This window comes from Erwinia sp. 198 (assembly GCF_003937915.1).
Taxonomy (GTDB): Bacteria; Pseudomonadota; Gammaproteobacteria; order Enterobacterales; family Enterobacteriaceae; genus Erwinia; species Erwinia aeris.
In genome coordinates this window covers 120,060-146,048 of the sequence record NZ_RHUM01000009.1, presented here as the reverse complement: position 1 = coordinate 146,048, position 25,989 = coordinate 120,060, and the positions used below count along the sequence as shown (strand labels likewise).

Genomic DNA, 25,989 nt, shown 5'->3' with positions numbered 1-25,989 from the left:
TTCGGCGGGCTTTTTTTGGCTGAAAATTGCTTTTTTCCGTATGTCAGGATTTCTCCTGGTCTGACCTGTTGCCTGAAGCATGTGAGTTTCATCACATAAATATATTAATAATACTGTACCGTAGGCCACGTTCATCATAAGTGGTTCATTCACTTGCCCGCTTCCCCTGCGGGCTTTTTTCTTTCTCTATAACGAGGCCGTGGGCCAATTGTTAATGACTTTGTAATAAGTCTTAAAAAGAGAATCATTTCCCTCTCATGAACTACCCTTAAATAACCTGGGGAATTATGTGGGTTTATGACGATGAAAAAGAACCTTGCCTTTGAACGCAAAAAAAATCGCGCTTTCGCCATTATGAAACAAAAAGGGATGTGGGAATGCCTCTATGCTCCCCCGTGTCACCTGTTTTTATGGAAAATAGGCATCAATGTTGCTCCGCCTCCTCTTAGCCGTTTTTGGACGAACTTCCTGTGCATGACAAGCGTAAACACTACGTTTTGGGGCATCGTAATGTGGTTCGTCTTTTGGAAGGGAGAGCAAGAGCATCTCTTTTCGGCGTTAGTGACCATCGTCACTGTTGGGATAGCAGCTGGCCTTTTCATGTCGGCCCTGGAAGTATGGCGGGGAAAAGCCAATCATCTTCCGGCATGGAGTGAGATCTAGCCCGTGCTGCTCCTGCCAGTTACTGCTTAGCCCACTGCCTCCCGTGGGCTTTTTAATTGATACGAGCTCGGATCCAGGCGATGGCTTTTGTTATTTTTTCTATTTCACCCGGGTTATGAGAGGTGGTTAGTACGGTTAACTCTGCAAGAATATTTGTTGGAATTATTTCCGCATTACGGGCAAGCAGGCGACGTACGGCTGAGCCAATAGCCCACTCCACATCCGCCATCTCTTCAGTGTCCCTGACGTTCATTTTTAACCTTGCTGTCCTCTAAAAAACCAGGTTCCTGATAATAACTTAGTGGATTTTCGGAAGGAACACGGAATTTTATACCTTTGTGCCGGGGAAAAAATCCTCCTGAAGCCCTGTAATCAGGATTGACCAGCTGGAACGGCAATTGAGCGCCCCCCAATTTCATCACTTACAGCACCATAATTCAGCATTTCCTCCGCTATCAAGCTACCGTCTGGTAAGGCGGTTCCCAGCCAACGGTCACTCTCGTGCATGCTTAGTAAATTTCTTACGGCTGATGTTAAGTGCGGGGAATAATGATCCACAACATAAAATTAAATTGTATACAGGGATAGAATCAAACTGTACGAAAAACAAACAAATATCGATATATCTCTTACTTTTGCCCGCAGTTACCCCCCTGCGGGCCTTTTTTACAATCTATCTGCTTTCATACCCCGGTAGGTGCAGCTTTTTATATTGTTATTTTCCTGTATTGAGGAAATAAACCTGCGCTTAGTGCCATGGTCAGAAGTCTCCCTTATCAGGATTGAACAGTTGGAACGGCAATCGGTCATCCTGAATTTCATCACCTGCAGCGCCACGACGCCACGGTTCAGCATGTCATCCGGTATGGTGTCCTCCAGCCCGATCGTCGCACGCCCTATCATCTTGCCGATCCCCTGCTCGCTGAACAGCCCATAGCAAAACTCGTTGCCTGGTACTGGTTTAGGGACAGATCCACGGCGTAGCTCGGTTTATCTCATTCAACATGCAAAGCAACTGATGCCGGAGGTATCAGCGGCGTATTCAAATGTATGCGGCTTTTTACTTAGTCAGCTTCCAATAATCTCCCCCCGGAGCGTCCTTCTTTCCCCGCTGTTTCTCTAAAGCAGCAGGGGAAGCATTGAAACAGCAGGCTGACTTTTTTTGGAAAAAATAAACCTGTACAGCTTTGATCATTTTGTATAACTTAAGCGGCAACTCGCTGTTTACTTAAAATACAATGGAGTTCCTGATGCAACAGGCCCTACGCACAACCAATATGAGCACCTCTGTTTCAGCATTTTTCGCTCGTGCAGCCCTTCCTTCACAGCAAGAGACACTGGGTTCAGTCGCATTAGAGATACTCCGTTCAGGCCGTACCCTGAACCGTAAAGCCCTGTGTATGCAACTGTTGGCACGTATTGATACCGCTACTTCAGTGGAAGAAGAGATGCATCTTCAGGAGCTGATTGGACTTCTGTTTTGCGAATAGAGGCAACTTTCCGGGCTGGCTCTTTAGCAAGACGCATTGACAGGCATTACTGACGGCATACAACATTCAGGGAGCGAAAATGCAAAAAGACAAATATGAAAGGCTTAGTGAAGTAATCATTGGTGAAGCGGTACTTTCTCAATTAAGGGAGAAATCCTCTGTTTCATGGTATGCAATACTGACTAAACTTGAAATTTTTCTTCATAACGAATTAAGCAATGAAAAGATTTGCGCGGCTATGCTGGCTATTCAAAATGTAAAAAAAGAAATAAATATCAATAACATTCGCCGTTCAGGTAACAGAGAAATAATGCCAGCCGCCAACGACAGCGTTAATATAAATAAAACATAAAGGCCGGAACAGATGCAGCAAATGTTGTCAGATAACACTCTTACACTAGACTATCATCTTCAGGAATTTTGCGAAAAATATGAAGAAGAAAAATTAGTGTTTAATGAAGCGATCAGATTCGCCCTGAAAAATTCGGGTTCAGTTTCCCGCAAATCTATCCTTTTTTATCTTGTTGCTGAGATGGAAAGTGCGAATGATGTGGTAAGGACAGATATCCTTCGCAGCTGTCTGGAAATGCTTACAGGACTGAAGGATACCCCTGAGTAACCCAACGTCTGCATAAAAGTTATCTTAGTGAACCTGTGGCAGCCCTGCCGGTTGATTTTGATACCCTGTCTGTATGCCTTCCCGATATCGCCATAGCCTGCCCTGTGCCTTCCCCGCTTAGCTGTTTTTATATACAGAAATCCGGACGCAAGCAGTATGCCAACGGGCTGAATCCCTTGTCAGGCCGGCAGATTCAGGTCTGTTTCGATCGGTAAAACCTCACGATAAAAATCATCGACGACGTTGAACGAAAGCGACGACCGCAAATCAGCGCCTCATGCATAAACAGAGCAGCCCTGATTTAGCGCTTCAGATGTGGGCAGCGGCAATGCGTTACCTGCCGACAGACGCTGTTTGCCCTGGCTGGTTTCAAAGCTTTTTTCGATAATATCTTTCAGTGCCCGATCCTCAACACTGAGGACGGCAAAAATCTGCCTGAGCCGTCGGTTCTCCTCCTCGACAGCCTTTATCTTTTTAATACCAGATGCTTCCATTCCACCGTATTCAGACTCCCGGTTGTAATACCTGGCTGCAGAGAGCCGGCCTGGTCGCAGACAGCTTTCACTGTTTGTCCGGCTTCAACTAACTTAATTACCGTGATGATTTGATGCTTACTAAAACGAACTTTGCGCGTTCTCCTTCGTTGGCAAAATAAATGCAGGAAGAACTCTAAATGTGGATGGCACGATTATGCGGATACTTACACAGGCATCTACTGCCGACCTGGAAAGCATACTGTCCATTTGTTCTCAAATCACTGTAGCGGTAATTTAAGGATACAAGGGATCTCGCTGTAGAGATATGGTGGGCGCACCTCGCCTGAAGTGGCTAAAAGCAGGCGCTTAATAATCCCAGGCTGTGCATACGGGCTTTTTTACGCCTGTATATCATTGCTGGTTTGCAAGCCGGTACAGATATGTGACCCGCCCAATAAGGAAATCGCCCATGCAAACTACTATGGCAGAAGCGATTTCGGTATGGGCTGGTTTAAGAAGTTGTGGAAAGACCAGTAATTTCGTTGAGTCCTTCGTGATTTATTTCAGGTTCGGCCCGATCTACAGCTCTTGATATGGTGAGTAACTCTTGCAGTTCCGTCAGCAGGATGGCCGCATCAGATTTGAGAACATCATCGGAGTCAGCGGACTCAATCACTGTGTTGATAGCTTTGTTCGCGCTTTCGATCATCTCTGTTACGCCACCCTGTTTACTGACGGCCAATACAAGAGCGCTAATCAATAGCGACTGCGCTTCCACGCGGGCCGTAAGCTGCTTGGTTTCAGCGTCTATTTTTGAAATTTTAGCCAGCATGCTTAGAACAACATTTTTCATACCTACCCCCTTGCAAAAGAGGGATTTTACGCTACTGGCCTGCTGTCGCAAGATAAAATAATCTTAAAACAGGAGTATAAGAATGGAACGGGCAGCAGGACTTGAACCTGCATCAACAGCCTGTTGGCTGGCGTAATACCGTTATACCACGCCCGTTTTGTTATGGGTAAGACGTCGCCAGGCCACATGATATTATTTATTAAACAGCGCGTTGAGGCTGACTTTTGAGGAGGACGCAACGGGGAGTTGCCCGCCTCCCACAGCCGCAGCAAATAGCCCCATGACCAGTATTTTCCTTTTTACTGTTGGTGGTAAAAATAAATTTTTTTGCCCCACAGTAAGGGCATTTAAATTCTATACGGCACATAAATATTCCCGTTTTGGCCGTGCAAATTTGCATGAGTGTCAATCATGGCAGCTCCTGAAATAACGGCAAGCGTAAGCGGTAGTTAACGCAAATTTTCATGAGCAGGTCAGACCACGCCAACATTCTGGGGAAAAAACGCCTGAGCCGTTGCTAAAACTTACAGCTGCATTTTCTCATCTAAAACGCACCGCCCCGGCCTGACCATCGGGACATTTTTTTACCAGAGTTCAGGAGTCAGCTACCGCGGCTGCCTGCAGAGCGGCTGGCGTGGGCAGCAAGCCAGCGGAGAGTTGCTTAATGGATGTACTCTTTCTGCAAACGTGACGAGCCGGAAGCAGCGGCTAAGCGGGCCACAGAAACGTGGCCCGGCAGGCTTTTTACATAGCGTAAGAAAGCTGGATAGTGGTTTTGGTATCGGTTTTATCCGGCGCGGATGACGGCGGGTTCTGGTTCCAGGTCACGTTATAGGCCATCTTCAGCGAGAAGTGGGAGTTAATCGCCACCTGCAAACCGGTTTCGGAGTTCACCGTGGTGTCATCGCTACCCAGTACGGAAACGCCCTGGATAAACTTAGTGGTGTCGGTCAGCTGCCACTGGTAGCTGGCCGCGCCGTAAGCCAGCGCCTGGGTTTCATGACCGCCATCGTGGTAATCGTCATAGCGTACGCCTGGACCGGCTTCCAGACGCAGCGAATGCACCGGGCCGTTCAGGATCTGACGACCGTAACCGGCAGCCAGAATAGAGCGGCCATCGTAGCCGTTGAAACGATCGCTTAACCAGCTGGCCTGGCCAAACAGGTAATCGGACGGATTCAGGTTATAACGCGAACGGCCGCCAACCTGGTAGGTTTCAGAAGAACGCTCATCGTTGGAAGAAGTGTTGCTGGCGTTGCCCCACAGGCTGTAGGCCATTTGGTTCTGATACCAGGTCATATTGGTGCTGGCCGTCAGCGAGGAGCTGGTAGTGTTACCGGTCTGAGCAAGGTAACCCGCCGCCGCATTGCCTTCAAAGTTCTTTTTGGCCGTAGAGGGATCGTCCATGACGGTAAAAACATTGTTGTCCGCCAGTGCCTGATGACAAAATACTCCGCCGGAAAGTAAAAGAACTGCCGACAACTTGTTAAGCGCTTTCATTAAATAAGATCCATACCACTGAGAATTGAAAAGAGATGAGTCTGAAGAGTTTTACCGGGCGTTCAATCTCTTTTATTGAAAGAATAGTAACATTTTGTTAAACCCTTTCGAATGCTTATGGATCAGGCTCCCCCGACGCTAAATGGGAGTATTCTTACCAGCGTCTCCCTGCGTAGCCCGCTTTTCCTTGCATGTACTTTGCCAGCCTGACTTTCGGTAGACATAAATATGTCAAATCATTGCATGTTACGTAGTAATGTAACCTCGCTGTTTTATTGCTGAATATGAACGTCCTGTCAGGATTTTTCGGCCGCCTGAAGCTTTATCTGCTCGCTAAAACAGCTTCCACAAGCGTTAAGCCCGATAGCGGGCTGATAAAAAGCGATGATGAACTATGCTAAAAAGAAGAAGATAAACAAAGGAGTTCATCATGGTTTCGTCTGATATTGAGCAATATGTCGTCACTTTCCGTTTTAAAGATGAAGGGCTTAGCGATGTCCTGGAACTGAACAGCGCTCTCGCCAACGGCGGTTTTACCACCTCACTGCACGACAAGGAAGGCCACCCGCACGAGCTGGGCACAAACAGTTTCGGCATCGTCAGCGCGCTGAACGCAGAGCAGATACGCGAACAGGCAATCAACCTGGGTGAAATCGTGCTGGGCGAAAAGCCGGAGGTGGAAGTGCAGCGCTGGGAAGCGTTTCAGCAGAAAAGCGGAAACTAGCGTTTTGTAAAAATACGTTGTTCATTACGTAAACACTGGTTTTGTCTATTATTTAAGCGTTAGTATCAGCATGTCCCGCAGCAAGTCACAGCGAAAAAGAGGAAACCGCTATGTGGTCAGCCATTGGTCGTCTGTTGAGTGAGCAGTCAGGTGATGCTGAAATCAGCCAGCGTACAGCGTTGCCAGGAGGCGATGTGCATCCGGCGTGGCGCATCCGCTACGGCGATCGCGACGTTTTTGTTAAATGTAACGGCCGTGAGATGCTCGATCTTTTTACCTGGGAAGCCGATCAGCTTCAGCTTTTGAAGCGTACCGGCGCCATCCGCGTGCCGGATGTCTACGGCGTAGGTTGCGATCGGGACGTCAGCTTTTTACTGCTGGAGTATCTTCCCCTTTCGCCGCTCCATGCGCAAAGCGCCCATCAGCTTGGCCAACAGCTGGCGCGCCTTCACCAGTGGAGCGATCAGCCGCAGTTCGGTCTGGATTTCGATAACAATATCAAAACGTCGCCGCAGCCTAACAGCTGGCTCAAACGCTGGTCGGTCTTTTTTGCCGAGCAGCGTATCGGCTGGCAGCTTCAGCTCGCGGAGGAAAAAGGCGTGCAGTATGGCGATATCGATCTGATCGTGCGCTGCGCCAGAGAGGTGCTCGACTCGCATCATCCTCAGCCTTCGTTGCTGCATGGCGATCTCTGGCCGGCAAACTGCGCGACGGCGGCTGAAGGGCCCTGCGTGTTCGATCCGGCCTGTTACTGGGGCGACAGAGAGTGCGATCTGGCGATGCTGCCCTGGTTTCCGGAGCTGCCGCAGGAGATTATGGCGGGCTATGAGTCGGTATGGCCGCTACCTCGCGATTACCAGCAGCGTCAACCGGTTTATCAGCTCTACTATCTGCTTAATCGGGCAAACGTTTTCGGCGGCGAATGGCTGAAGGAAGCCCAGCGGGCGGTTGGCACCCTGCTGGACCAGGCGGAGGCGGGCAAACAGTTTGCCCGGCCGGCGTAGAGCCGTCAGCTGATAAAGCCTGCCAGCTTAAGCACAAAATAGCCCGCGACAGCTATCAGGATGGGCAACACGTACAGCGGAAAAAACTGCAGAAGAATGGTGTGTCGCGGCACCACGATTTTTTCTTCCAGCTGCTGGCGGCTGCGCCCTTCTTCACCTTTTGCCTTTTCCAGGATCATCTGATCCTCAATGCCTTCACGCAGATGCCGGGACTGTCGCCACATTCTGGCGCCGGAGGCCTGTAGCGCCAGCCCGACGAAAATCAGTATATAGATCAGCCAGAACAGCCAGTTGCCGCCCTGATTAAAATCCGGCACCGGTGAATTATGCCAAAAGGCGTTTAAAAAGCCGGTATTGAAGCGGATCATATCGATCATCACGTGAGAAAAATCCTGCATTACCGCATTGATCCCTTCGCGCTTTTCACGACTCACTTCAAGAAAACGCATCAGTGAAACCAGCGTGGAAATCAGCGCGGGAATAAAGATAATCCAGCCGGCGATCCGCTTCAATATCGCGACTCTTCCAGCCTGTTGATAAGTCATGCTTTCTCCTGTCCTTATGCTGTGAGGGCTGTAAGTTTACCCTCGCCTGGCAAAATCTGCCTGAAAAAAGTGTTGCCGGTAAGAGGAAAGGCAAATTAACGTCCGCGATGCTCTGGCTGTTAACTTCATGTTAAGGTGTCAGAAAACTGCTGACGGAGCCGCATTATGTCTTATTCACGCCCAGTGCTAGCCGCAATTTTTGATATGGATGGGTTACTAATTGATTCTGAACCGCTATGGGAACGTGCGGAGCTGGACGTTTTCGCTACGCTGGATGTCGATCTTTCCCGCAGAAGCGAGATGCCGGATACGGTAGGCCTGCGCATCGATCAGGTTGTGCGCATGTGGTATGAAACGCTACCCTGGATCGGGCCGTCGCAGGAGGAAGTAACGCAGCGTATTCTTACCCGCGCGCTGACGTTGATCGAGGAGGCGCGGCCGCTGCTGCCCGGCGTGGAGCTGGCGCTGAAACTGTGCCAGGCGGAAGGGCTGAAAATTGGGCTGGCTTCCGCCTCGCCGCTTTTTATGCAGGAAAAGGTGCTGGCGATGTTCGGCCTGCGCCACTATTTCGAAGTGCTGGCCTCGGCAGAATCGCTGCCGTACAGCAAACCGCATCCGCAGGTCTATCTGGACGCGGCCGCCCGTCTTGGCATCGATCCGCTTAACTGCGTTACGCTGGAAGACTCCGTGAACGGTATGATTGCGACTAAAGCCGCGAGGATGCGCTCAATCGTGGTGCCTGCGGCTATCTATGCCGATGATGCGCGCTGGGCGCTGGCCGACGCCAAACTGACCTCGCTCACCGGGCTGGGCAGCAAGCATCTGCTTGGCAAGTAACATGAGTGCACGCTTTCCGCCCTGCCGTAAACTGGCCGGGCGGTACGGCTTCTTTGCGCAGAATGAAATGTTAACCCTGCGGTTTCCCGGCCGCTGAATGTTAATAAACAGATACAGCCTGATGCTATTTTTCACCCGGCAATAAAATGGAGGCCTTTGCACGTTCAGCCTCTCAATCAACAGTACTGATGCCATTACGTCGCCTGCCAGCTTATACTAGCGGCGACCGCTACGTTTATTCACCGGTGGTTAACGCACAGACGTAAAGAAAATATTAACCTTTCGTTACAGCGTCACATATTTATTCTACTGTATATATCCCCTATACTGGATGCATTGACAGTTCAGTTACCGAGCGTTTTCCATGACGGCCGAAGGCCACGTTATTTTTGCTATCGCCAGCGCGATTTTTGCCAAGCGCGCCGACCTGACGCCCGTTCTTGGTGATGGCGACTGGTGGCACGTTATTCCCGCCACGCTGCTTACCTGCCTGCTGCCGGATATCGATCACCCGCGCTCTACCCTTGGTCAGCGTTTTCGCTGGCTGTCGCAGCCCATTGCGCGCGCCTTTGGGCATCGGGGCTTTACCCACAGCCTGCTGGCCGTCATCGGTGGCGTGGCGCTGCTTCAGCTAAAACTGCCGCAGGAATGGGTACTGCCCGCCGATGTCTTTCAGGGCATGGTGCTGGGCTACCTCAGCCATATTGTTGCGGATATGCTTACGCCTGCCGGCGTACCGCTGCTGTGGCCCTGCCGCTGGCGTTTTCGCCTGCCGCTGCTGCACAGCCGCAACGGCAATCAGATGGAGCGTATGCTCTGCCTGACGCTGGTTGCACTGGCGTTATGGTTCCCGGCCGGATCGCCCTCTTTTGGTGCGGCAAGCTGGCCCCTGGAGACGATCGATCGGGTGCAAAACAGCGTCACGCGTTTTATAAACCACCAGATAGCGCAATAAGCCACCGATTTTATTCAATAAATTATAAACTATTCCTTTTGATTATATGGGCGTCTCTCCGCGAGCTGCTACCATCGCCCCAACGCGTATCCGATACGCAATAAAAATAGCTTACTGACGAGGCCGCTGATGCCTCGTCAAAAAAGGAGATCTGGGGATGAATTTTCCATTAATTGCAAACCTGGCGGCGTTTATTCTGCTGCTGGGGCTACTGGCTAAAAGCGGCAATGCCAGCTGGAGCCTGGCGAAAAAAGTGCTGCTGGGCCTGGTCGTAGGCGTGCTGTTTGGGTTGATCCTGCACACTATTTACGGTGCGGATAACCCGGTATTGAAAGAATCCATTAACTGGTTCAACGTTGTCGGCAACGGCTATGTACAGCTGTTGCAGATGATCGTCATGCCGCTGGTGTTCGCTTCGATTCTTAGCGCCGTCGCCCGTTTGCATAACGCATCGTCGCTGGGCAAAATCAGCGTGCTGACTATCGGCGTGCTGCTGTTCACTACGGCGATTTCCGCGCTGGTGGGCGTTTTTGTTACCTGGCTGTTTGGGCTTAACGCCAGCGGCCTGGTACAGGGCGTGCAGGAAACCGCGCGCCTGTCCGCGCTTCAGTCTAACTATATCGGTAAAGTGGCTGACCTTTCCGCGCCGCAGCTGCTGCTCTCTTTCGTGCCGAAAAATCCTTTCGCCGATCTGACCGGGGCCAATCCAACCTCTATTATCAGCGTAGTGATTTTTGCCGCTTTCCTGGGCGTCGCCGCCCTGCATTTACTGCGTGACGACAAACCGAAAGGCGAACGCGTACTGGCTGCCATCGACGTGCTTCAGGCATGGGTAATGAAGCTGGTGCGTCTGATTATGAAGCTGACGCCTTACGGCGTAATGGCGTTGATGACCAAAGTAGTCGCCAGCTCTAACCTGGCGGATATCGTCAAGCTGGGCAGTTTTGTCATTGCTTCTTATCTGGGTCTGGCGATTATGTTTGCGGTGCACGCGCTGCTGCTTTCTGTTAACGGCGTTAATCCTAAGCGTTTTTTCCGCAAGGTCTGGCCGGTTATCACTTTTGCTTTTACCAGCCGCTCCAGCGCGGCGACCATTCCGCTGAGCGTGGAAGCGCAAACCCGCCGCCTTGGCATCCCGGAATCGATCGCCAGCTTTTCAGCCTCTTTCGGCGCTACTATCGGTCAGAACGGCTGTGCCGGGCTGTACCCCACCATGCTGGCGGTGATGGTTGCACCAACGGTAGGCATCAACCCGTTCGATCCAGTCTGGATCGCCACGCTGGTCGGCATTGTTACGCTAAGCTCTGCTGGCGTAGCGGGCGTGGGCGGCGGCGCGACCTTTGCCGCGCTGATCGTTCTGCCAACGCTGGGTCTGCCGGTCACGCTGGTGGCGCTGCTGATTTCGATCGAACCGCTGATCGATATGGGCCGCACCGCGCTTAACGTTAATGGTTCGATGACGGCAGGAATGCTGACCAGTCAGTGGCTGAAGCAGACCGATAAATCTCTGCTGGACGCGGAAGCGGACAACGAAGCCGAACTGGCGCATCGTTAAGCAAAATGTTGCTTATGTAACCTGTTCAGGGGCCGCTCAGCGGCCCTTTTTATTGTCTGCTAAACATAACCCTTCGGTTTCCGGGCGTACCTCGCGCACTGTTCTATAGTTAATGGTTAGAAACACACATCACAGGAGCAAGTGAGCATGTCGAAAGAAACCGATAACAAGGAAATCACCCATAATGCCCCGTTAACCGGGCCAGATTCCGCAAAGCCGGGAATGGATTCGCTGGCACCCGCCGATGGCTCGCATAAGCCGCTTTCTGAGCCAACGCCGCCCGGCAAGCAGCCTACTGCGCCCGGCAGCCTGAAAGCGCCCGAGACAAGTAATGCCAAGCTGGACGCGCTGGAAACCTTCCGTAAAGGCGGCGAGAATTTCCCGCTGACTACCAATCAGGGTACGCGTATCGCTGACGACCAAAACTCGCTGCGTGCCGGTACCCGTGGCCCGACGCTGCTGGAAGATTTTATCCTGCGCGAAAAGATCACCCATTTTGACCACGAACGAATTCCTGAACGTATCGTCCATGCCCGTGGTTCAGCGGCGCACGGCTATTTCCAGCCCTATCGTGATATGAGCGATATCACCAAGGCCGATTTCCTGCGCGATCCTGAGAAGCAGACGCCGGTTTTCGTGCGTTTCTCTACCGTTCAGGGCGGCGCAGGCTCGGCGGATACCGTACGCGATATTCGCGGCTGGGCCACCAAGTTCTATACCGACGAAGGCGTTTTCGATTTAGTCGGCAACAATACGCCGGTGTTCTTTATTCAGGACGCGCATAAATTCCCGGACTTCGTGCATGCGGTAAAACCCGAGCCGCACAATGAAATTCCGCAGGGCCAGAGCGCGCACGATACCTTCTGGGATTACGTCTCGCTACAGCCGGAAACGCTGCACAATGTGATTTGGGCAATGTCCGATCGCGGCATACCGCGCAGCTACCGCACGATGGAAGGCTTCGGCATTCACACCTTCCGGTTTATCAACGCCGAGGGAAAAGCGACTTTTGTGCGCTTCCACTGGAAACCGGTAGCGGGCAAAGCTTCGCTGCTGTGGGACGAATCACAAAAGCTCACCGGCCGCGATCCCGATTTCCATCGCCGCGATCTGTGGGAAGCCATTGAGGCGGGCGACTATCCGGAATATGAGCTGGGCGTACAGCTGATCCCGGAAGAGGATGAATTCAAATTCGATTTCGATCTGCTGGACGCGACCAAGCTGATCCCGGAAGAGCTGGTGCCGGTGCAGCTGGTCGGTAAGATGGTGCTGAACCGTAATCCGGACAACTTCTTCGCCGAGACCGAGCAGGTTGCTTTTCATCCCGGCCACATCGTGCCCGGTCTGGATTTCACCAACGATCCGCTGTTGCAGGGCCGCCTGTTCTCCTATACCGATACGCAGATCAGCCGTCTTGGCGGCCCTAACTTCCATGAAATTCCGATTAACCGTCCGACCTGCCCTTATCACAATTTCCAGCGTCAGGGGATGCACCGCACGGATATCGATACTAACCCGGCCAACTACGAGCCGAACTCCATCAACGATAACTGGCCGCGTGAAACGCCGCCGGCACCGCATCGCGGCGGATTTGAAAGCTATCAGGAGCGGATCGAAGGGCATAAAGTGCGCGAGCGCAGCCCTTCTTTCGGCGAATACTACTCGCAGCCGCGCCTGTTCTGGAACAGCCAGACGCCCGTTGAGCAGCAGCACATTATTGATGCCTTCTCTTTTGAGCTGAGTAAGGTGGCCCGTGCCTATATCCGCGAGCGCGTTGTGGATCATCTGGTGCGTATCGACGTTTCGCTGGCTAACGGCGTGGCGGAGAACCTGGGCATCGCGCTGTCCGATGAGCAGATGCACACCGCGCCGCCGAAAGACGTTAACGGCCTGAAAAAAGATGCCAGCCTGAGCCTTTATGCCGTACCGAGCGGCTCAATCAAAGGCCGCCAGGTGGCGCTGCTGGTAAGCGACGGCGTAGTGGCGGCAGACGTGCTGGCTATTTTGCAGGAGCTGAAGGCGCAGGGCGTGCACGCCAAGCTGCTGGCGCGCCATATGGGCCAGGTGCGAGCCGACGACGGTTCTAATCTGCCGATTGACGCCACCTTTAGCGGCCTGCCGTCGTTGACCTTTGATGCGGTTATCGTGCCGGATGGTAACATTGACGCGCTGCTGCTCAGCGGCGATGCCCGTTACTTCCTGCTGGAAGCCTACAAGCATCTGAAAGTCATTGGCCTGAGCGGCGACGCCCGTCGCTTCAAATCGCAGTTCGGTTTGGGCGACAGCGAGCGCGAGGAAGGCGTAATCGAAGATGATAAAGCTGAAGGCGTGCTGATGAGCGAATTCCTGGCCGCGATGGCCGCGCACCGCGTCTGGTCGCGCAGCCAGAAGGCGCTAAGCGTTCCGGCTTAATCCACCGGGCGTTTGTTCACTGAAGGTGCAGCCGGTAGCGGCTGCGCCTTTTTATTTGGCATCTTCTGCCGATTAGCGGGCATAAAGCGCCTTTCGCCCGCGCCTTATCCGATCTTTACACTGTGGCACTGAACTTGCTTCTTCCTGATACCACTCGTTGTTCAGGAGAAGATCCATGAGAGTCGACACCCGCTATCGCTACCGCATTTTCGCCATGCTGTTTTTTATCGCGCTGATCAATTATATCGATCGCGGCGCGCTCTCCTTCGCGGCAAACGCCATTTCTGCGGAATTTCATTTCAGCAAAACGGAGCTGGGCGTGGTGCTGAGCTATTTCGGCTTTGGCTATCTGTTCGGCTCGCTCTGCGGCGGATTTCTGGCCGATCGGCTGGGCACAAAAAAAGTCTGGCTGCTGGCGGGTGTGCTCTGGTCGCTGTTGGAGATCGCCACCGCCTGGGCGGGAGAGCTGGGCGTGGCGCTGTTTGGCGGCTCGGCCATTATGGGCTTTGCCGTAATGCGTATCCTGTTCGGCTTTGCCGAAGGCCCGGCCTATGCGCTGATGAACAAAGCTATCGCGCACTGGGCGCCCGATAACGAGCGCGGCATGGCGCTGGGCATCGGCTTACTCAGCACCCAGGTAGGCGCGCTGCTGACGGCGCCGATTGCCGTGGGCCTGCTGCTGTTGACCAACGACTGGCGGCTGATGTTTATCCTGCTCGGCGTTTTCTCGCTGATCGCTATGGTGATTTTCGCGCGGATTTTCACCGACAGCCCGATGCAGCAGCCGCGCACCGGCCAGGCGGAGCGCGAGTTGATTATGCAGGGCCAGCAACAAAGTGCCGCCGGGCCGCGCCTGCCGTGGTGGCGCTTTTTCACCAGCCGCACGCTGGTCTGCAACGCGCTGGGCTATTTTTCTTTCCTGTATGTCACCTTTACCCTGGTCACCTGGGGGCCAAAATATTTACAGGACAGCTTTCACTACGATCTGCACTCGCTCTGGTATGTGGCGATGATCCCGTGGAGCGGCGCCTGTATTACCGTGCTGCTGGGCGGCAAGATCGCCGATACGCTGCTGAAACGCTCCGGTAACCTGCGGCTGGCGCGCAATCTCTTTGCCGCCGTCGGGCTGTTTTGCACCGGGCTCTGCTTTATGGCCATCCCGTGGATGACTTCCGCCGCCGGGATTATCCTGCTGATGACGCTGGGCAACGCCCTGAACGCGCTGGTAAATAACGTTTACTGGTCGGTGGTGATTGACGTCACGCCGAAATCCACGGTCGGCACCTATAGCGGGATGACGCTGGCCATCGCCAACCTGGCGTCGATCCTGTCGCCAATGCTGAGCGGCTGGCTGGCGGAGCATTTCGGCTACAACGCGATGTTCAGCGCGACGGCGGCCATTGCCTTCGGCAGCATGCTGGCGATGACGCTGCTGCAACCGGCGAAAAAGCTGACGGCAACGCCGCCCGTCAGTCCCGATCTGGCAGCTAACATGGAGGCAGAGTTAAGAATACGTTAAGCAGTGTAAGCAACCCGCAACAGGCGCAGCCGCCGCTTGCGTTTTCACCGCCCCGGAGTAATGTTAGCGGCAGTGAAGACCAGGAGAAACTGTATGAAAAAGGTGATAAGCGCTTTGTTCGCCTTAACGCTGTTGTCGCCGACGCTGGTGGCTGCGCATCCTGGCGGCTGGGGACCAGGCTGGGATCGCGGTCACGGTTGGGATCGCGGACACGGTTGGGATCGTGGTCACGGCTGGGATCGCGGCCCTGGGCCGGGCAGGCTTTCTTTTTTACCGGGAGCCGCGGCGGCGGTGATTATCGGCGGCCTGACTTACTATGCGCTCAACGGCAACTACTACCAGCGCCAGCACGATAACACCTATGTGGTGGTGCAGCCGCCGGTAGAGCGCTTCAGCAGCGATATGCGCGCGCTTGATTATAACGGTGAACGCTTCTACGTGCAGGAAGGCCACTTCTATCGCCGCGATATCGACGGACGCTATCTGGAAGTGCCGCGACCGTCAGGCCTGTAGGCAACGCCCATAAAAAAACCGGCAAGGCCGGTTTTTTCTTTACTTCGTCAGGCGATTACTGATTAACCTGCGGATCGGTATCGTACTCTTTGCAGCTCTGGAAGCCGTAGTTCATTACGCGGCCTGTGTCGCTGTAGCTGACAAAGTAGGTCTGCTGTTTGCCGTCACGCTGGCCCAGCACGTAGGTCTGGCAGGTGCCGCGAGCGTGAACCATGGTGATTTCAGTCGAAGGCGGACCGGCAATATCGCGAACCTGCTGGCGGGTCATGCCTTTTTTCACGTCCTGTACCACAGGCTTGGTGACATAGCTTTCCGCGCGGTCATAAGCTGAACAGCCGGATAATACAGCAAGCGCCACTGCCGCACCGATAAGTCCTGTTACCTTGTTCATGTTTTTTATTCCTCATTTATTGTCCATGTCGCTTTAATCCTGGAACAGAAATGCAGAGTTATCAACTTTATGGCAGAAAAAAAGACCTTACCCCGGCCGGATAAAGACGCTTATAATGCCGCTATTGAGAATGAACGTTCATTCTCAAAAGGCGCCTGCGCCTTTTGCCATTGCCCAGCGTGAGGGATTATGAGCCAACCCAATCCAACCCGCGACGCCCGCCATCGGCAGCGTCAGGACGAAATTATCGCCGCCGGTCGGCGCTGCTTCCGCCAGTCCGGCTTTCACGGGGCCAGCATGGCGCAGCTGGCCGCCGAGGCGCAGCTTAGCGTCGGCCAAATCTATCGCTATTTCGCCAGCAAAGACGCGATTATCGAGGAGATGGTCAGGCGTATTATCGATGCCCGCCTGCACCATATCAAAGAGACCGCTACCGCCGATCTGCCTCGCCTGCTTGCCTGGCGTCACGCGCTTAACGAAGACGACGAGGCGCTGATGAAGGAAGTTGCGGCGGAAGCGACGCGCAATCCGATCGTGGCCCGCATGATGGCGGAGGCCGACCACCGCATGTTTACCCAGGCCTGCCTTAACGTAAAGCGCGACCATCCCGCTATGAGCGATGAACAGGTGCGTGCCTGCGTAGAGGTCATGGCCGTCCTGACGGAAGGCACGGCCTGGCGACGCCTGACGCCGCAGAAAGCGTCGGCGGAGCGCCTTTACCAGCTTTACCAACACATCAACGCACTACTTTTCACAACAGAGGATCCATGACATCTGCACACCCCAACCGGTTTGGCTATGCCATTACGCTCGGTCTGCTGGCAGCACTCGGGCCGCTTTGCATCGACCTGTATTTACCTGCCCTGCCTGCGCTTGCCCGCGACCTGGCCGCGCCTACCGCCACCGCCCAGCTTAGTCTTACCGCCGGCCTGATCGGCCTCGGTGCCGGCCAGCTGATTTTCGGCCCGATGAGCGATAAATATGGCCGCATCAAGCCGCTGCTGCTGTCGCTGGCGCTGCTGCTGATCGCCTCGGTCGGCTGCGCGATGGCGCAGACTATCCACCAGCTGCTGCTGGCGCGCCTGTTTGAAGGACTTTCCGGCGCAGGCGGCGCGGTGCTCTCCCGCGCTATCGCCAGAGATATGTACAGCGGCCACGACCTGACGCGTTTCTTTGCTTTGCTGATGCTGGTCAACGGCCTGGCACCCGTCGCCGCGCCGGTGCTGGGCGGCGCGCTGATGACGCTGCTGAGCTGGCGCGGCCTGTTTATGGTGATTGCCGTTATCGCGCTGCTGCTGTTTATCCTGGCGCGCGTAAAACTGCGTGAAACCCTGACGCCGGAACGCCGTAGCCAGGGCAGCCTGCTTTCCGCGTGGGCCGCGCTGGGTCAGGTGGTTATCCACCGTCCCTTTATGGGTTTTTGCCTGACCCAGGGCTTTATGATGGCCGGGATGTTTGCCTATATCGGCGCTTCGCCTTTTGTTCTGCAGCAGATTTATGGCCTTTCGCCGCAGGCGTTCAGCTTTTGCTTCGCCGCCAACGGTATTGGCCTGATTATCGCTTCGCAAACCAGCGCGCGCCTCAGCCCGCTGTGGGGTGAATATCGCGTGGTGAAAGGCGCGCTGGTGCTGGCCTTTGTCTCCTCCGCCAGCCTGCTGCTGGCCGGTCTGAGCGGCGCGGCGCTGCCTTTCGTACTGGTCGCCCTGTTCTTTAGCGTGGCGAGCAACGGCGCGGTCGGCGTGGCTGCCGCCTCGCTGGCGATGCAGAGTCAGGGCCATCGCGCCGGCAGCGCTTCCGCCGTGCTGGGCGTAGTGATGTTTACCCTGGGCGGCATCGCCGTGCCGGTGACGGGTATCGGCGGCACCTCGGTGTTGACCATGACCGCCACCATCTTCGGCTGCTATATGCTGGCCATCGCCATGTTCGTTTTGGTGGCGCAAAAACCGAAAAAGCCTGATTAATCAATAAAAGGCGCGTAAATAGCGGGTTCAACCTTGTTGTTTCGCGCCTGGCACGTTAATTTTAAGACAGAGGTTTTCGGCAACTGCCCTGACACTAAATCTGAGGAGAGGTAAATGGCTCTGCAACAGGAAATTATCGAAGCGCTGGGGGTTAAACCCACCATTGATGCACAGCAGGAAATTCGCACCAGCGTCGACTTTCTGAAAGCGTACCTGAAGGCTTACCCGTTTATTAAGTCGCTGGTACTGGGTATCAGCGGCGGTCAGGACTCCACGCTGGCCGGCAAGCTCAGTCAGCTCGCCATCAGTGAGCTGCGTGAAGAGACCGGCAATCAGGACTATCAGTTTATCGCCGTGCGTCTGCCCTATGGCAACCAGGCGGACGAACAGGACTGCCAGGATGCGCTGCAGTTTATTCAGGCCGATCGCGTACTGACGGTTAACATCAAGGAAGCGGTGCTGGCCAGCGAAAAAGCGCTGCGCGATACGGGTATCAACCTCTCTGATTTCGTGCGTGGTAATGAAAAAGCGCGTGAAAGGATGAAGGCGCAGTACAGCATCGCCGGCATGACCTCTGGCGTAGTGGTGGGAACGGATCACGCGGCGGAAGCGGTGACCGGCTTCTTTACCAAGTACGGCGACGGCGGCACGGATATTAACCCGCTGTTCCGCCTGAACAAAGGCCAGGGCAAACAGCTGCTGAAAGCGCTGGGCTGCCCGGAGCACCTCTACCTTAAACAGCCGACCGCCGATCTGGAGGACGATCGTCCCGGTTTGCAGGATGAAGTGGCGCTGGGCGTGACCTATGAGATGATCGACCAGTATCTGGAAGGCAAGAAGATTGCCGACGACGCGGCGAAGATCATTGAGGGCTGGTATCTGAAAACCGAGCACAAACGCCGTCCGCCGATTACCGTATTTGATGACTTCTGGAAGAAATAAGCCCGCCGGGCGGCTTTGCGGCCGCCCGCTTTTTTACGTTATTTTCCCTCTTTTCGTTGCTTGCCGTCAGCGGCGTGTTGATTACCAGCGCGATCCGACTCTTTTTTATCCAGCAAACGCCTGATACACTGTATAAGCAAACAGTAAGCGGAGTGCAATGTGGTCAGACGTCAAGCCAGCCATCGCCTGTCTTTTGAACCGGCGGCAATTTATCAGTATCCCGAACACCTGCGGCCTTCGCTTGAAGGTCTGCCTTCTCTGCCCGGCGTGTATACCTTTCATGGCGACAGCGAATCCCTGCCGCTTTATATCGGTAAAAGCGTCAATTTGCGCAGCCGGGTGATGTCCCATTTCCGTACGCCGGACGAGGCGAAAATGCTGCGCCAGGCGCGTTACGTCAGCTATATCACCACGGCTGGCGAACTGGGTGCGCTGCTGCTGGAAGCGCAGATGATCAAGGTGCAGCAGCCTTTGTTCAATAAGCGCCTGCGCAAAAACCGCCAGCTTTGCTCGCTGCTGATAAGCGACCTGAAGCCCAGCGTGGTCTACGCCAAAGAAGTCGATTTTTCCCATACTTCCGATCTGTTCGGCCTTTACTCCAGCCGTCGCTCGGCGCTGGAAACGCTACAGAAAATTGCCGACGAGCAGCGGCTCTGCCTGGGCCTGCTGGGGCTGGAGAACGTCAGCAAAGGGCGCGCCTGTTTTCGCGCCAGCCTGGGCCGCTGTGCGGGCGCCTGCTGCGGTAAAGAGACGCCGGAAGCCCATCACGAGAGGCTGCTGGCCGCGCTGGAACGCGTGCGCGTGCAGTGCTGGCCCTGGGAGGGCGCGGTCGGCGTGGTGGAGGAAGGCCCGCTGAAAACGCAGATCCATGTGATCAATAACTGGTTTTACCTGGGATCGGTGGATGATCTCAGCGAGGCGGGCAAACTGACCTCCACGCCGCAGGGTTTCGACAGCGATGGCTATAAAATCCTCTGCAAGCCCATCGTCAGCGGCAAGTTCCCCATCGTTCCGCTTGGCTGACGCGGCGTCAGCCAGATAAACGAAACCGCCGACGCTGCTCCCTGGTTCAGGAAACAACGTCGGCGGTCTCAGGCGTGGCCTGCCGGACGAACACGCCCGGCGGCTAAGGCTTATTCAGCGGCTGGCGCAGGCTCGCCGTGGTGCGGTTTCTCGGTCAGACGTTTTTCAAAGTTCGCATTGAACTGTTTTTTCTGCTCCGGCGTCAGCACGTTATACATTTTGTTCTGCGTTTCCAGCATGGAAAGCGCACGGGCTTTGCCGTTAGCCGACATTTTCTCCGCCTGCGCTTCCGCTTTGGCCTTGTCGAAGCTGTCGGCCGCGATAATGCTGTGCAGCGTGCGGCGCTCTTCCAGAGAAGGACGCGGCATCTCTTTATGCGCCTCTTTCATGATGCTGCGCATCTGCTCTTTCTGCGCGTCGGTCAGGTTCAGGCCTTTGAACATCTCGTGCGGCCCACCGTGGCGAGGCGGCTTGTGCATCATGGGTTTATCTGCGCCAGCCGGTGCCGGGGTGATGTTATCTGCTGCGGCATGAACAATATTCGCCGCGCCCATTGCCAGTGTCATAGCTACAACCAGAGAAGTTAATTTACGCATACTATTTTCCTTTTGCATTTCTGTTTTGCATTTCTGTGACGACAGCGTTGTCGTAATGTCGGGATTCAGTTTATTGCGCTGAACGTCAAGTAGTCGGAACGTGGGTAAAGCCTTGAAAGCATAAAAGATAAAAAAGCAGCAATCATGGAGAGAATGCGAAGATTAGGGTGAGGAATTGCAAAAGGATATGTATTTAGCGCGTTTAATGCAGAAATTATGGAGGAGTGTAATACAGCCGACAGGAACGAGAAAGGAAAAAGTAAGCAGGGACGACCGCCGACGGGCTGGCGTGAAGCGTTCCGGTCGGCGTCGTTGCGTTATCAGCTGCTGCCGCTGGTTTCATTATGGGCGTTATCTTCCACCAGCATCAGGCCAGCGCGCTGCCCCTTCGCCACGTCGGGATTGGGAAAAAGCACATACTCCCGCGCCTGCTGCACGTAGCAGCGTTTGTCACCATCCTCCGCCAGCAGCGTGCCCTGCGGGAAAGCGGTAAAGTTCAGCGTTTCGGCGTTCATATGCAGCACGAAAGCCTCGGTAAAACGAGTAATCTGCTGCGATACCCGGTAGCGCTGCGGCGGCTCGCCCACGGGCGGTAAAGGCTCGCCGGAGAGCAAGGCGGCCAGCGCATCTTGCGCGGCGCTAAAAAGCGTTAAATCGTTGCGGCCAAAAGGCAGCGCTTTGCCTAGCTCCAGCGTGCAGCTGGCCGCGTTAAAGTGCTGCGAACTGTAGTGGGTGAAGGTGCCGCCCGGCGAGCGATGGAACACCAGCGCCTCAAGTCCGGCCGCGCTCAGCCAGTGCAGGAAGGCGTCCGGCCAGGGCGTTTCACGCAGCGGCATGACGCCGAAGCGGCTGTGCCAGGAGCCGCGAATGGCGGTATGCAAATCCAGATGCCAGCGGCTTTCTTCGGTGCAGCTGACCTGCCAGAACGTCTCCAGCGCCTGCTCCAGACGCCAGGCGCGGCGCGCTTCAGGATGGTCGTCGTACTGCTGCCAACGGCCGCCAAACAGCCGGTTGAGATCGCAATGGCGATAGCGTTTGCCGCTGGCGATCGCTTCCGGATTGCCCAGGATAACCAGCACGCGCGCTTTGAGCGGCCGTTTGCCCGCCAACAGCTCGCTAACCAGCTGGTTGAGGATTTCAACGGGCGCGGTTTCGTTGCCGTGGATCCCGGCGGAGATCACCAGCGCCTGCGTACAGGGCCGATGCGGATTAAGTTCAAGAATGCCGTGATCCAGCCACTGCCAGCTTAGCTGGTCGTTGCGGCCGGAAACTTGTGCAGGCGGCTCTGTGCTTAACGTCTGCTGAAGAAAGTCCTGCATAGGTTCTCCTTATTATAGTTCTCCCTGCGACTGCCAGCGCGCGCCCGGGGTCAGCCGACGCGCCCTGTTCCTCCCTGATTAGCGTTGGAAAGAGTAGATACTTCCTAAGTCTAGCATCTTAGTCAGCTCATCCAGCGCTTCGCGGTTTTCCGTGAGCAGCTGCGGGTCAGCCAGATCCGCCTGGCAAAGCCTGTCGCGGTAGTGGCGATCCACCCATGCATTGAGCAAGGTAAACAGCGTCTCGGTCAGCATCACCGCCGGATTGACCGCCGCCAGCTCCGCCTCGTTCATCACCACGCGCAGCCGCAGGCAGGCCGGGCCGCCGCCGTTGCCCATGCTTTCCCGCAGGTCGAATACGTGCAGCTCGTCGATCGCGCCGCCTTCCGTGAGTTCATTCAGCCAGCGCCAGACGCCGTCGTGCCGTCGTGCCTCTTCCGGCAGCGCCAGCATCATTTTGCCGTCCGGCTTGCTTAACAGCTGGCTGTTAAACAGATAGGTGGCGACGGCGTCGCTGACGCTGACCCGGGCATCCGGCACCACCACCGGCGTAAAGCCCGGCAGCCTTTCACGCAGCCGATCGAACAGCGCCTGCTGCTCCAGAAAAGCCAGCTCGTGGCATAACAGCACCTGCTGATTGCTGACGGCGATCACATCGTTGTGGAATACGCCCTGGTCAATCACCGCCGGATTCTGCTGCGCAAACAGCGTCCGGTTCGGATCAAGCTGATGCAGCCGCGCCACCGCCTGGCTTGCCTCCAGCGTTTGCCGCGCCGGATAGCGTGCCGGGATTAGGCCGCCGCCGCCCTCTTCGCGTCCATAAACAAACAGCTGTACGCCCGGCTCGCCGTAGCCCGCACTAAAACGGTTATGGTTAGCCGCGCCTTCATCGCCAAACATCGCCACCTGCGGCAAAGCGTCATGGACGCAGAAGTGGCGGACGTCGCGGAACATCGCGCGCAGTATCGCGCTCGTGGTGGGCGCCTCCAGCGAGCGGTGAAATTTGTTGTTCAGGTTCGCCACGGTCAGGTGCACGCGGCTGTCGGCGCTGTCGGCGGAAGGCGAGACGGTAGCGGCGTTAGCGACCCACATTGCCGAAGCGGAACTGACCGCCGACAGCAGCATCGGCGTTTGTGCAGCCGCTTTGGCCAGCACCTGCGGCTCGGTGCCGCTGAAGCCCAGCTGGCGGAGTGCCGCCATGTTCGGCCTTTCATGCGGTGGGATTACGCCCTGTGCAAAGCCCCTGTCGGCCAGCGTCTTCATCTTCAACAGCCCCTGCTTTGCCGCCAGTTTGGGGTTAGAGAGCTGATGCTGATGGCGGGAGGACGCCTCGTTGCCGAACGACAGCCCGGCATAGTGATGGGTTAAACCGGGCAGGCCGTCAAAATTGACTTCGCGGGCGCTCATGATGCTTCTCCTGTGGGGCTGAAATCCAGGCCGGGCGACAGCGCAGCGGGCAGCGAAAGATCGGCCGAGGCCAGCGAAGCCAGCGGCCATGCGCAGTAGTCCGCCGCGTAAAACGCGCCGGGACGATGGTTGCCGGACGCGCCGATGCCGCCGAAAGGCGCGGTGCTGGCCGCGCCGGTCAGCGGTTTGTTCCAGTTGACGATCCCTGCTCGCGCCTCGATCAGCAGCCGATCAAACAGCTCGCGACGCGGCGAGATCAGCCCGCAGGAAAGACCGTAGCGGGTGGCATTGGCGATGCGGATCGCCTGGCTGAAGTCGTCATAACGGATCACCGCCAGCAGCGGGCCAAATACTTCTTCGTCCGGCAGCGTCAGCGCGGTCACGTCGATGATGCCCGGCGTCAGGATAGCGCTCGTTTTCGACGGCCAGCGCATTGGCAACAGGACCTCGCCGCCCGCCGCCACGCGCAATTGCCATTCACCGTAAATGTGCTCTGCCGCCTGCGGCGAAATCACGCTGCCCATAAAAGGCTGCGGATCGGCGTCCCAGCGTCCCGGCTCGATTTTTGCCGCAACCGCCGCCAGGCGGGCAAGAAACGAATCGCCCTGCGCGCCACGCTTCACCAGCAGCCGACGCGCGCAGGTGCAGCGCTGCCCCGCCGTGATAAAAGCCGATTGAATAGCAAGATGAACAGCGGCATCGATCGACTGCGGATCCTCGACGATCAGCGCGTTGTTGCCGCCCATCTCCAGCGCCAGCATTTTTTCCGGCTGGCCGGCGAACTGCCTGTGCAGCTGATAGCCGGTTGCCGCGCTGCCGGTAAAAAGCACGCCGTCCAGCGATGACTGCGTCAGCCTCCTGCCACAGTCGCCGCCGCCCTGCAGCAGATTCAGCACGCCGTCCGGCAGCCCCGCCTGCTGCCAAAGCCTGACCGTCTGCTCGGCGGTCATCGGCGTCAGCTCGCTGGGTTTAAACACCAGCGTATTTCCGGCCAGCAGCGCGGGCACGATATGCCCGTTCGGCAGATGGCCGGGGAAGTTATACGGGCCCAGAACCGCCAGCACGCCGTGCGGCCGGTGCCGCAGCTCGCTGTCGCCCTGCTGCGCTTCCCCGGTGCGGGCGTGATAAGCGCTGACGGAGATGGCAATTTTATTGATCATCGCCTGTACTTCCGTGGCGGCCTCCCAGCGCGGCTTGCCGGTTTCCTGAGCGATAGTGGCGGCCAGCTCCGCCTGATGTTGCAAAAGCAGCGTGGCAAAGCGCTCCGCCAGCGCTACGCGTTCCGCAAAGGGACGTTTTGCCCAGCCGGGAAAAGCGGCGCGGGCCGCTTCGACCGCTGTCGTTATTTGTGCCGGACTGGCAGCCCGACCCTGCCACAGCGGCCGCGCGTCAATCGGATCCTGCTTGCTGAGCGCGTCTCCGTCGCCGGTCAACCACGCTCCGTTAATAAAATGGGTCATGCTTTTTTCTCCTCGCAGCCCAGAGTGACCACGCGCAGGCTGTCGCCCTGCCCGCAACGTAAAACAGCCGCCTGTTCCGGCGTCAGCGCCAGCGTGTCTGCATGTGGGTCGGCGTTGAGCAACACGACGCGAAAATCTTCGTAGCGCTCGTTGCCCACCAGGCAGAGCGGCAGCCTGTCGCTCCCCGCCGGCCCGATCGCCGCGCGCACCCGCCGACTTTTGCGGATTGCCCGCACGCGATCGATATCGCATTCCAGCGTTGGGCCACCGTCAAAAATATCCACATAGTTTTGATAGCGAAACCCTTCCGCCTCGAGCACCGCGCGAGCCGGTGCAGTTTGCGGATGGGTCTGCCCAATGGTGGCCTGCGCTTCGGCAGAGAGATAGTCGATATAAAGCGGATGCTTGGGCATCAGCTCGGCGATAAAGGTTTTTTTGCCGGTGCCGCTCAGGTAGTCGGCGGTAGTAAAAGAGATGGAAAAAAAGCGGCTGCCCACGCTCTCCCAGAAAGGCGAATGGCCGTTTTCGTCGCTGACGCCGCGCATCTCCGCCACGACTTTTTGCATAAAGCGGTGGCGGAAGGCGGCCATAAACAGAAAGCGGGATTTCGAGAGCAGATAGCCGTTTTTGCCGCTGCGGTAATCGGGATCGAGAAACAGCGTGCAGAGTTCGCTGCTGCCGGTGTGATCGTTACTGAGCGACAGCGTCGGCAGCACTTTGTAGACGTTTAGCTCGCGCGAGGCGTGCACCTGGGTACCGACGCGAAAGTTATACCAGGGATCCTGCATACCAACCGCCACCTCGATGGCGCAAATCCCGATCGCCCGGCGCGTCGCCAGCTCTTCCAGCACAAAGACATAACCCTGATCGGCCTGCGGTAGCTGGCCGCGCCAGGTTTGCATTGAGCGCTCAATCCTTGCGCTCAGCGTGGCGCTGTCGGCAGGCAGCGACGTCAGCCCGCCGCCGGTTTTACCGGCCAGCGTCATAAGCTGCGCCAGGTCGTCGTGCTCTACGGGACGGATGACCATCATGATAACGCTCCTCGCACACGGCAGGTAAACTAAAAGTTTCAATTATGTTAATTTGGTGTACCACACTGTATGTTGCAGGCTTTATGCCAGCCAGTACAAAAGTGAATAAAAAAAGTGATAAAAAGAAAAATCAAACAGATAGGATGTGTCACTATTCACTTTAATTGCATATAAAGTGAATAGTGCGCAGGCGGCGC

Annotated in this window: 26 protein-coding genes, 1 tRNA gene and 1 pseudogene; 16 read left to right on the top strand and 12 right to left on the bottom strand. The window is 55.8% G+C overall.

Annotated features, from left to right (window positions below; translation table 11 throughout):
- Positions 1-297: 297 nt before the first annotated feature.
- Positions 298-663, top strand: a complete 366-nt coding sequence (locus EGK14_RS14245; protein ID WP_125289756.1) for a DUF6404 family protein — start codon at positions 298-300, stop codon at positions 661-663.
- A 52-nt stretch (positions 664-715) separates the two neighbouring features.
- Here the strand turns inward: EGK14_RS14245 and EGK14_RS14240 are convergent, their stop codons facing one another.
- Positions 716-916, bottom strand: a complete 201-nt coding sequence (locus EGK14_RS14240) for a hypothetical protein (RefSeq protein WP_125289755.1) — start codon at positions 914-916, stop codon at positions 716-718.
- Between the two features lie 997 nt (positions 917-1,913).
- On the opposite strand from EGK14_RS14240, the gene ycgZ reads away from it, so the two are divergent.
- The 3 genes from ycgZ to EGK14_RS14225 all read left to right on the top strand — a co-directional run bounded on the left by ycgZ (position 1,914) and on the right by EGK14_RS14225 (position 2,772).
- On the top strand, positions 1,914-2,153 hold the full coding sequence (gene ycgZ / locus EGK14_RS14235; RefSeq protein ID WP_125289754.1) for a regulatory protein YcgZ: 240 nt from the start codon (positions 1,914-1,916) through the stop codon (positions 2,151-2,153).
- 79 nt (positions 2,154-2,232) lie between these two features.
- Entirely contained in the window at positions 2,233-2,505 is a 273-nt protein-coding gene (locus EGK14_RS14230) for a hypothetical protein (protein WP_125289753.1), read from the top strand.
- A 12-nt stretch (positions 2,506-2,517) separates the two neighbouring features.
- Positions 2,518-2,772, top strand: a complete 255-nt coding sequence (locus EGK14_RS14225) for a biofilm development regulator YmgB/AriR family protein (protein ID WP_125289752.1) — start codon at positions 2,518-2,520, stop codon at positions 2,770-2,772.
- A gap of 182 nt (positions 2,773-2,954) precedes the next feature.
- On the opposite strand, the pseudogene EGK14_RS21610 reads toward EGK14_RS14225, so the two are convergent.
- The 4 genes and pseudogenes from EGK14_RS21610 to EGK14_RS14205 form a co-directional block, all read right to left on the bottom strand.
- Positions 2,955-3,433, bottom strand: a pseudogene (locus EGK14_RS21610) (transposase); the annotation flags it as partial.
- Between the two features lie 326 nt (positions 3,434-3,759).
- Positions 3,760-4,101 (bottom strand): anti-adapter protein IraP, encoded by a 342-nt coding sequence (gene iraP / locus EGK14_RS14215; RefSeq protein WP_125289750.1) that lies wholly within the window; start codon positions 4,099-4,101, stop codon positions 3,760-3,762.
- A gap of 83 nt (positions 4,102-4,184) precedes the next feature.
- Positions 4,185-4,257, bottom strand: a tRNA-OTHER gene (locus EGK14_RS14210).
- Between the two features lie 588 nt (positions 4,258-4,845).
- A complete protein-coding gene (locus tag EGK14_RS14205) occupies positions 4,846-5,601 on the bottom strand; it encodes a YdiY family protein (RefSeq protein WP_125289749.1) in 756 nt (251 codons plus the stop codon).
- Positions 5,602-6,031: 430 nt separating this feature from the next.
- Between EGK14_RS14205 and ghoS the strand changes: the two genes are divergently transcribed.
- Together ghoS and EGK14_RS14195 are read left to right on the top strand one after the other, a co-directional pair.
- Positions 6,032-6,325, top strand: coding sequence for a type V toxin-antitoxin system endoribonuclease antitoxin GhoS (ghoS, locus tag EGK14_RS14200; RefSeq protein ID WP_125289748.1), 294 nt, complete (start codon positions 6,032-6,034; stop codon positions 6,323-6,325).
- Between the two features lie 110 nt (positions 6,326-6,435).
- Positions 6,436-7,329, top strand: coding sequence for a fructosamine kinase family protein (locus EGK14_RS14195; RefSeq protein ID WP_125289747.1), 894 nt, complete (start codon positions 6,436-6,438; stop codon positions 7,327-7,329).
- A 5-nt stretch (positions 7,330-7,334) separates the two neighbouring features.
- Here the strand turns inward: EGK14_RS14195 and EGK14_RS14190 are convergent, their stop codons facing one another.
- Positions 7,335-7,874, bottom strand: a complete 540-nt coding sequence (locus EGK14_RS14190; RefSeq protein WP_125289746.1) for a YniB family protein — start codon at positions 7,872-7,874, stop codon at positions 7,335-7,337.
- 165 nt (positions 7,875-8,039) lie between these two features.
- On the opposite strand from EGK14_RS14190, the gene hxpB reads away from it, so the two are divergent.
- From hxpB to EGK14_RS14160, 6 genes are all read left to right on the top strand, one after another.
- Positions 8,040-8,711 (top strand): hexitol phosphatase HxpB, encoded by a 672-nt coding sequence (gene hxpB / locus EGK14_RS14185; protein WP_125289745.1) that lies wholly within the window; start codon positions 8,040-8,042, stop codon positions 8,709-8,711.
- Positions 8,712-9,075: 364 nt separating this feature from the next.
- The gene (locus EGK14_RS14180; RefSeq protein ID WP_125289744.1) at positions 9,076-9,666 is read left to right on the top strand and encodes a metal-dependent hydrolase; all 591 of its coding nucleotides are present in this window, start codon (positions 9,076-9,078) and stop codon (positions 9,664-9,666) included.
- Positions 9,667-9,823: 157 nt separating this feature from the next.
- A complete protein-coding gene (locus EGK14_RS14175; protein ID WP_125289743.1) occupies positions 9,824-11,221 on the top strand; it encodes an L-cystine transporter in 1,398 nt (465 codons plus the stop codon).
- 147 nt (positions 11,222-11,368) lie between these two features.
- The gene (gene katE, locus EGK14_RS14170) at positions 11,369-13,633 is read left to right on the top strand and encodes a catalase HPII (protein ID WP_125289742.1); all 2,265 of its coding nucleotides are present in this window, start codon (positions 11,369-11,371) and stop codon (positions 13,631-13,633) included.
- Positions 13,634-13,808: 175 nt separating this feature from the next.
- Complete coding sequence (locus EGK14_RS14165; RefSeq protein WP_125289741.1) at positions 13,809-15,152, top strand: MFS transporter; 1,344 nt, start codon at positions 13,809-13,811, stop codon at positions 15,150-15,152.
- 93 nt (positions 15,153-15,245) lie between these two features.
- A complete protein-coding gene (locus EGK14_RS14160) occupies positions 15,246-15,665 on the top strand; it encodes a DUF6515 family protein (RefSeq protein WP_125289740.1) in 420 nt (139 codons plus the stop codon).
- Between the two features lie 55 nt (positions 15,666-15,720).
- Here EGK14_RS14160 and osmE read toward each other — a convergent pair whose 3' ends face one another.
- On the bottom strand, positions 15,721-16,056 hold the full coding sequence (gene osmE / locus EGK14_RS14155) for an osmotically-inducible lipoprotein OsmE (RefSeq protein ID WP_125289739.1): 336 nt from the start codon (positions 16,054-16,056) through the stop codon (positions 15,721-15,723).
- A gap of 189 nt (positions 16,057-16,245) precedes the next feature.
- Between osmE and EGK14_RS14150 the strand changes: the two genes are divergently transcribed.
- The 4 genes from EGK14_RS14150 (at position 16,246) to cho (ending at position 19,982) form a co-directional block, all read left to right on the top strand.
- Positions 16,246-16,827 carry a TetR/AcrR family transcriptional regulator gene (locus EGK14_RS14150; RefSeq protein ID WP_125289738.1) on the top strand — a complete coding sequence of 194 codons (582 nt, stop codon included), beginning with the start codon at positions 16,246-16,248 and terminating at the stop codon, positions 16,825-16,827.
- A complete protein-coding gene (locus EGK14_RS14145) occupies positions 16,824-18,017 on the top strand; it encodes a multidrug effflux MFS transporter (protein WP_125289737.1) in 1,194 nt (397 codons plus the stop codon). The genes EGK14_RS14150 and EGK14_RS14145 overlap by 4 nt, the downstream gene beginning before the upstream one ends.
- Positions 18,018-18,131: 114 nt before the next feature.
- The gene (gene nadE, locus EGK14_RS14140; RefSeq protein ID WP_125289736.1) at positions 18,132-18,959 is read left to right on the top strand and encodes an ammonia-dependent NAD(+) synthetase; all 828 of its coding nucleotides are present in this window, start codon (positions 18,132-18,134) and stop codon (positions 18,957-18,959) included.
- Positions 18,960-19,118: 159 nt separating this feature from the next.
- Positions 19,119-19,982: an excinuclease Cho gene (gene cho / locus EGK14_RS14135; protein ID WP_125289735.1), complete on the top strand. Its 864-nt coding sequence runs from the start codon at positions 19,119-19,121 to the stop codon at positions 19,980-19,982.
- 110 nt (positions 19,983-20,092) lie between these two features.
- Here the strand turns inward: cho and spy are convergent, their stop codons facing one another.
- From spy to astA, 5 genes are all read right to left on the bottom strand, one after another.
- Positions 20,093-20,578 (bottom strand): ATP-independent periplasmic protein-refolding chaperone Spy, encoded by a 486-nt coding sequence (spy, locus tag EGK14_RS14130; protein ID WP_125289734.1) that lies wholly within the window; start codon positions 20,576-20,578, stop codon positions 20,093-20,095.
- 320 nt (positions 20,579-20,898) lie between these two features.
- Complete coding sequence (gene astE, locus EGK14_RS14125; RefSeq protein WP_125289733.1) at positions 20,899-21,897, bottom strand: succinylglutamate desuccinylase; 999 nt, start codon at positions 21,895-21,897, stop codon at positions 20,899-20,901.
- 78 nt (positions 21,898-21,975) lie between these two features.
- A complete protein-coding gene (astB, locus tag EGK14_RS14120) occupies positions 21,976-23,301 on the bottom strand; it encodes an N-succinylarginine dihydrolase (RefSeq protein WP_125289732.1) in 1,326 nt (441 codons plus the stop codon).
- Positions 23,298-24,761, bottom strand: coding sequence for a succinylglutamate-semialdehyde dehydrogenase (astD, locus tag EGK14_RS14115; protein ID WP_125289731.1), 1,464 nt, complete (start codon positions 24,759-24,761; stop codon positions 23,298-23,300). The genes astB and astD overlap by 4 nt, the downstream gene beginning before the upstream one ends.
- Entirely contained in the window at positions 24,758-25,792 is a 1,035-nt protein-coding gene (astA, locus tag EGK14_RS14110) for an arginine N-succinyltransferase (protein WP_125289730.1), read from the bottom strand. Before astA ends, astD begins: the two co-directional genes overlap by 4 nt.
- Between the last annotated feature and the right edge of the window lie 197 nt (positions 25,793-25,989).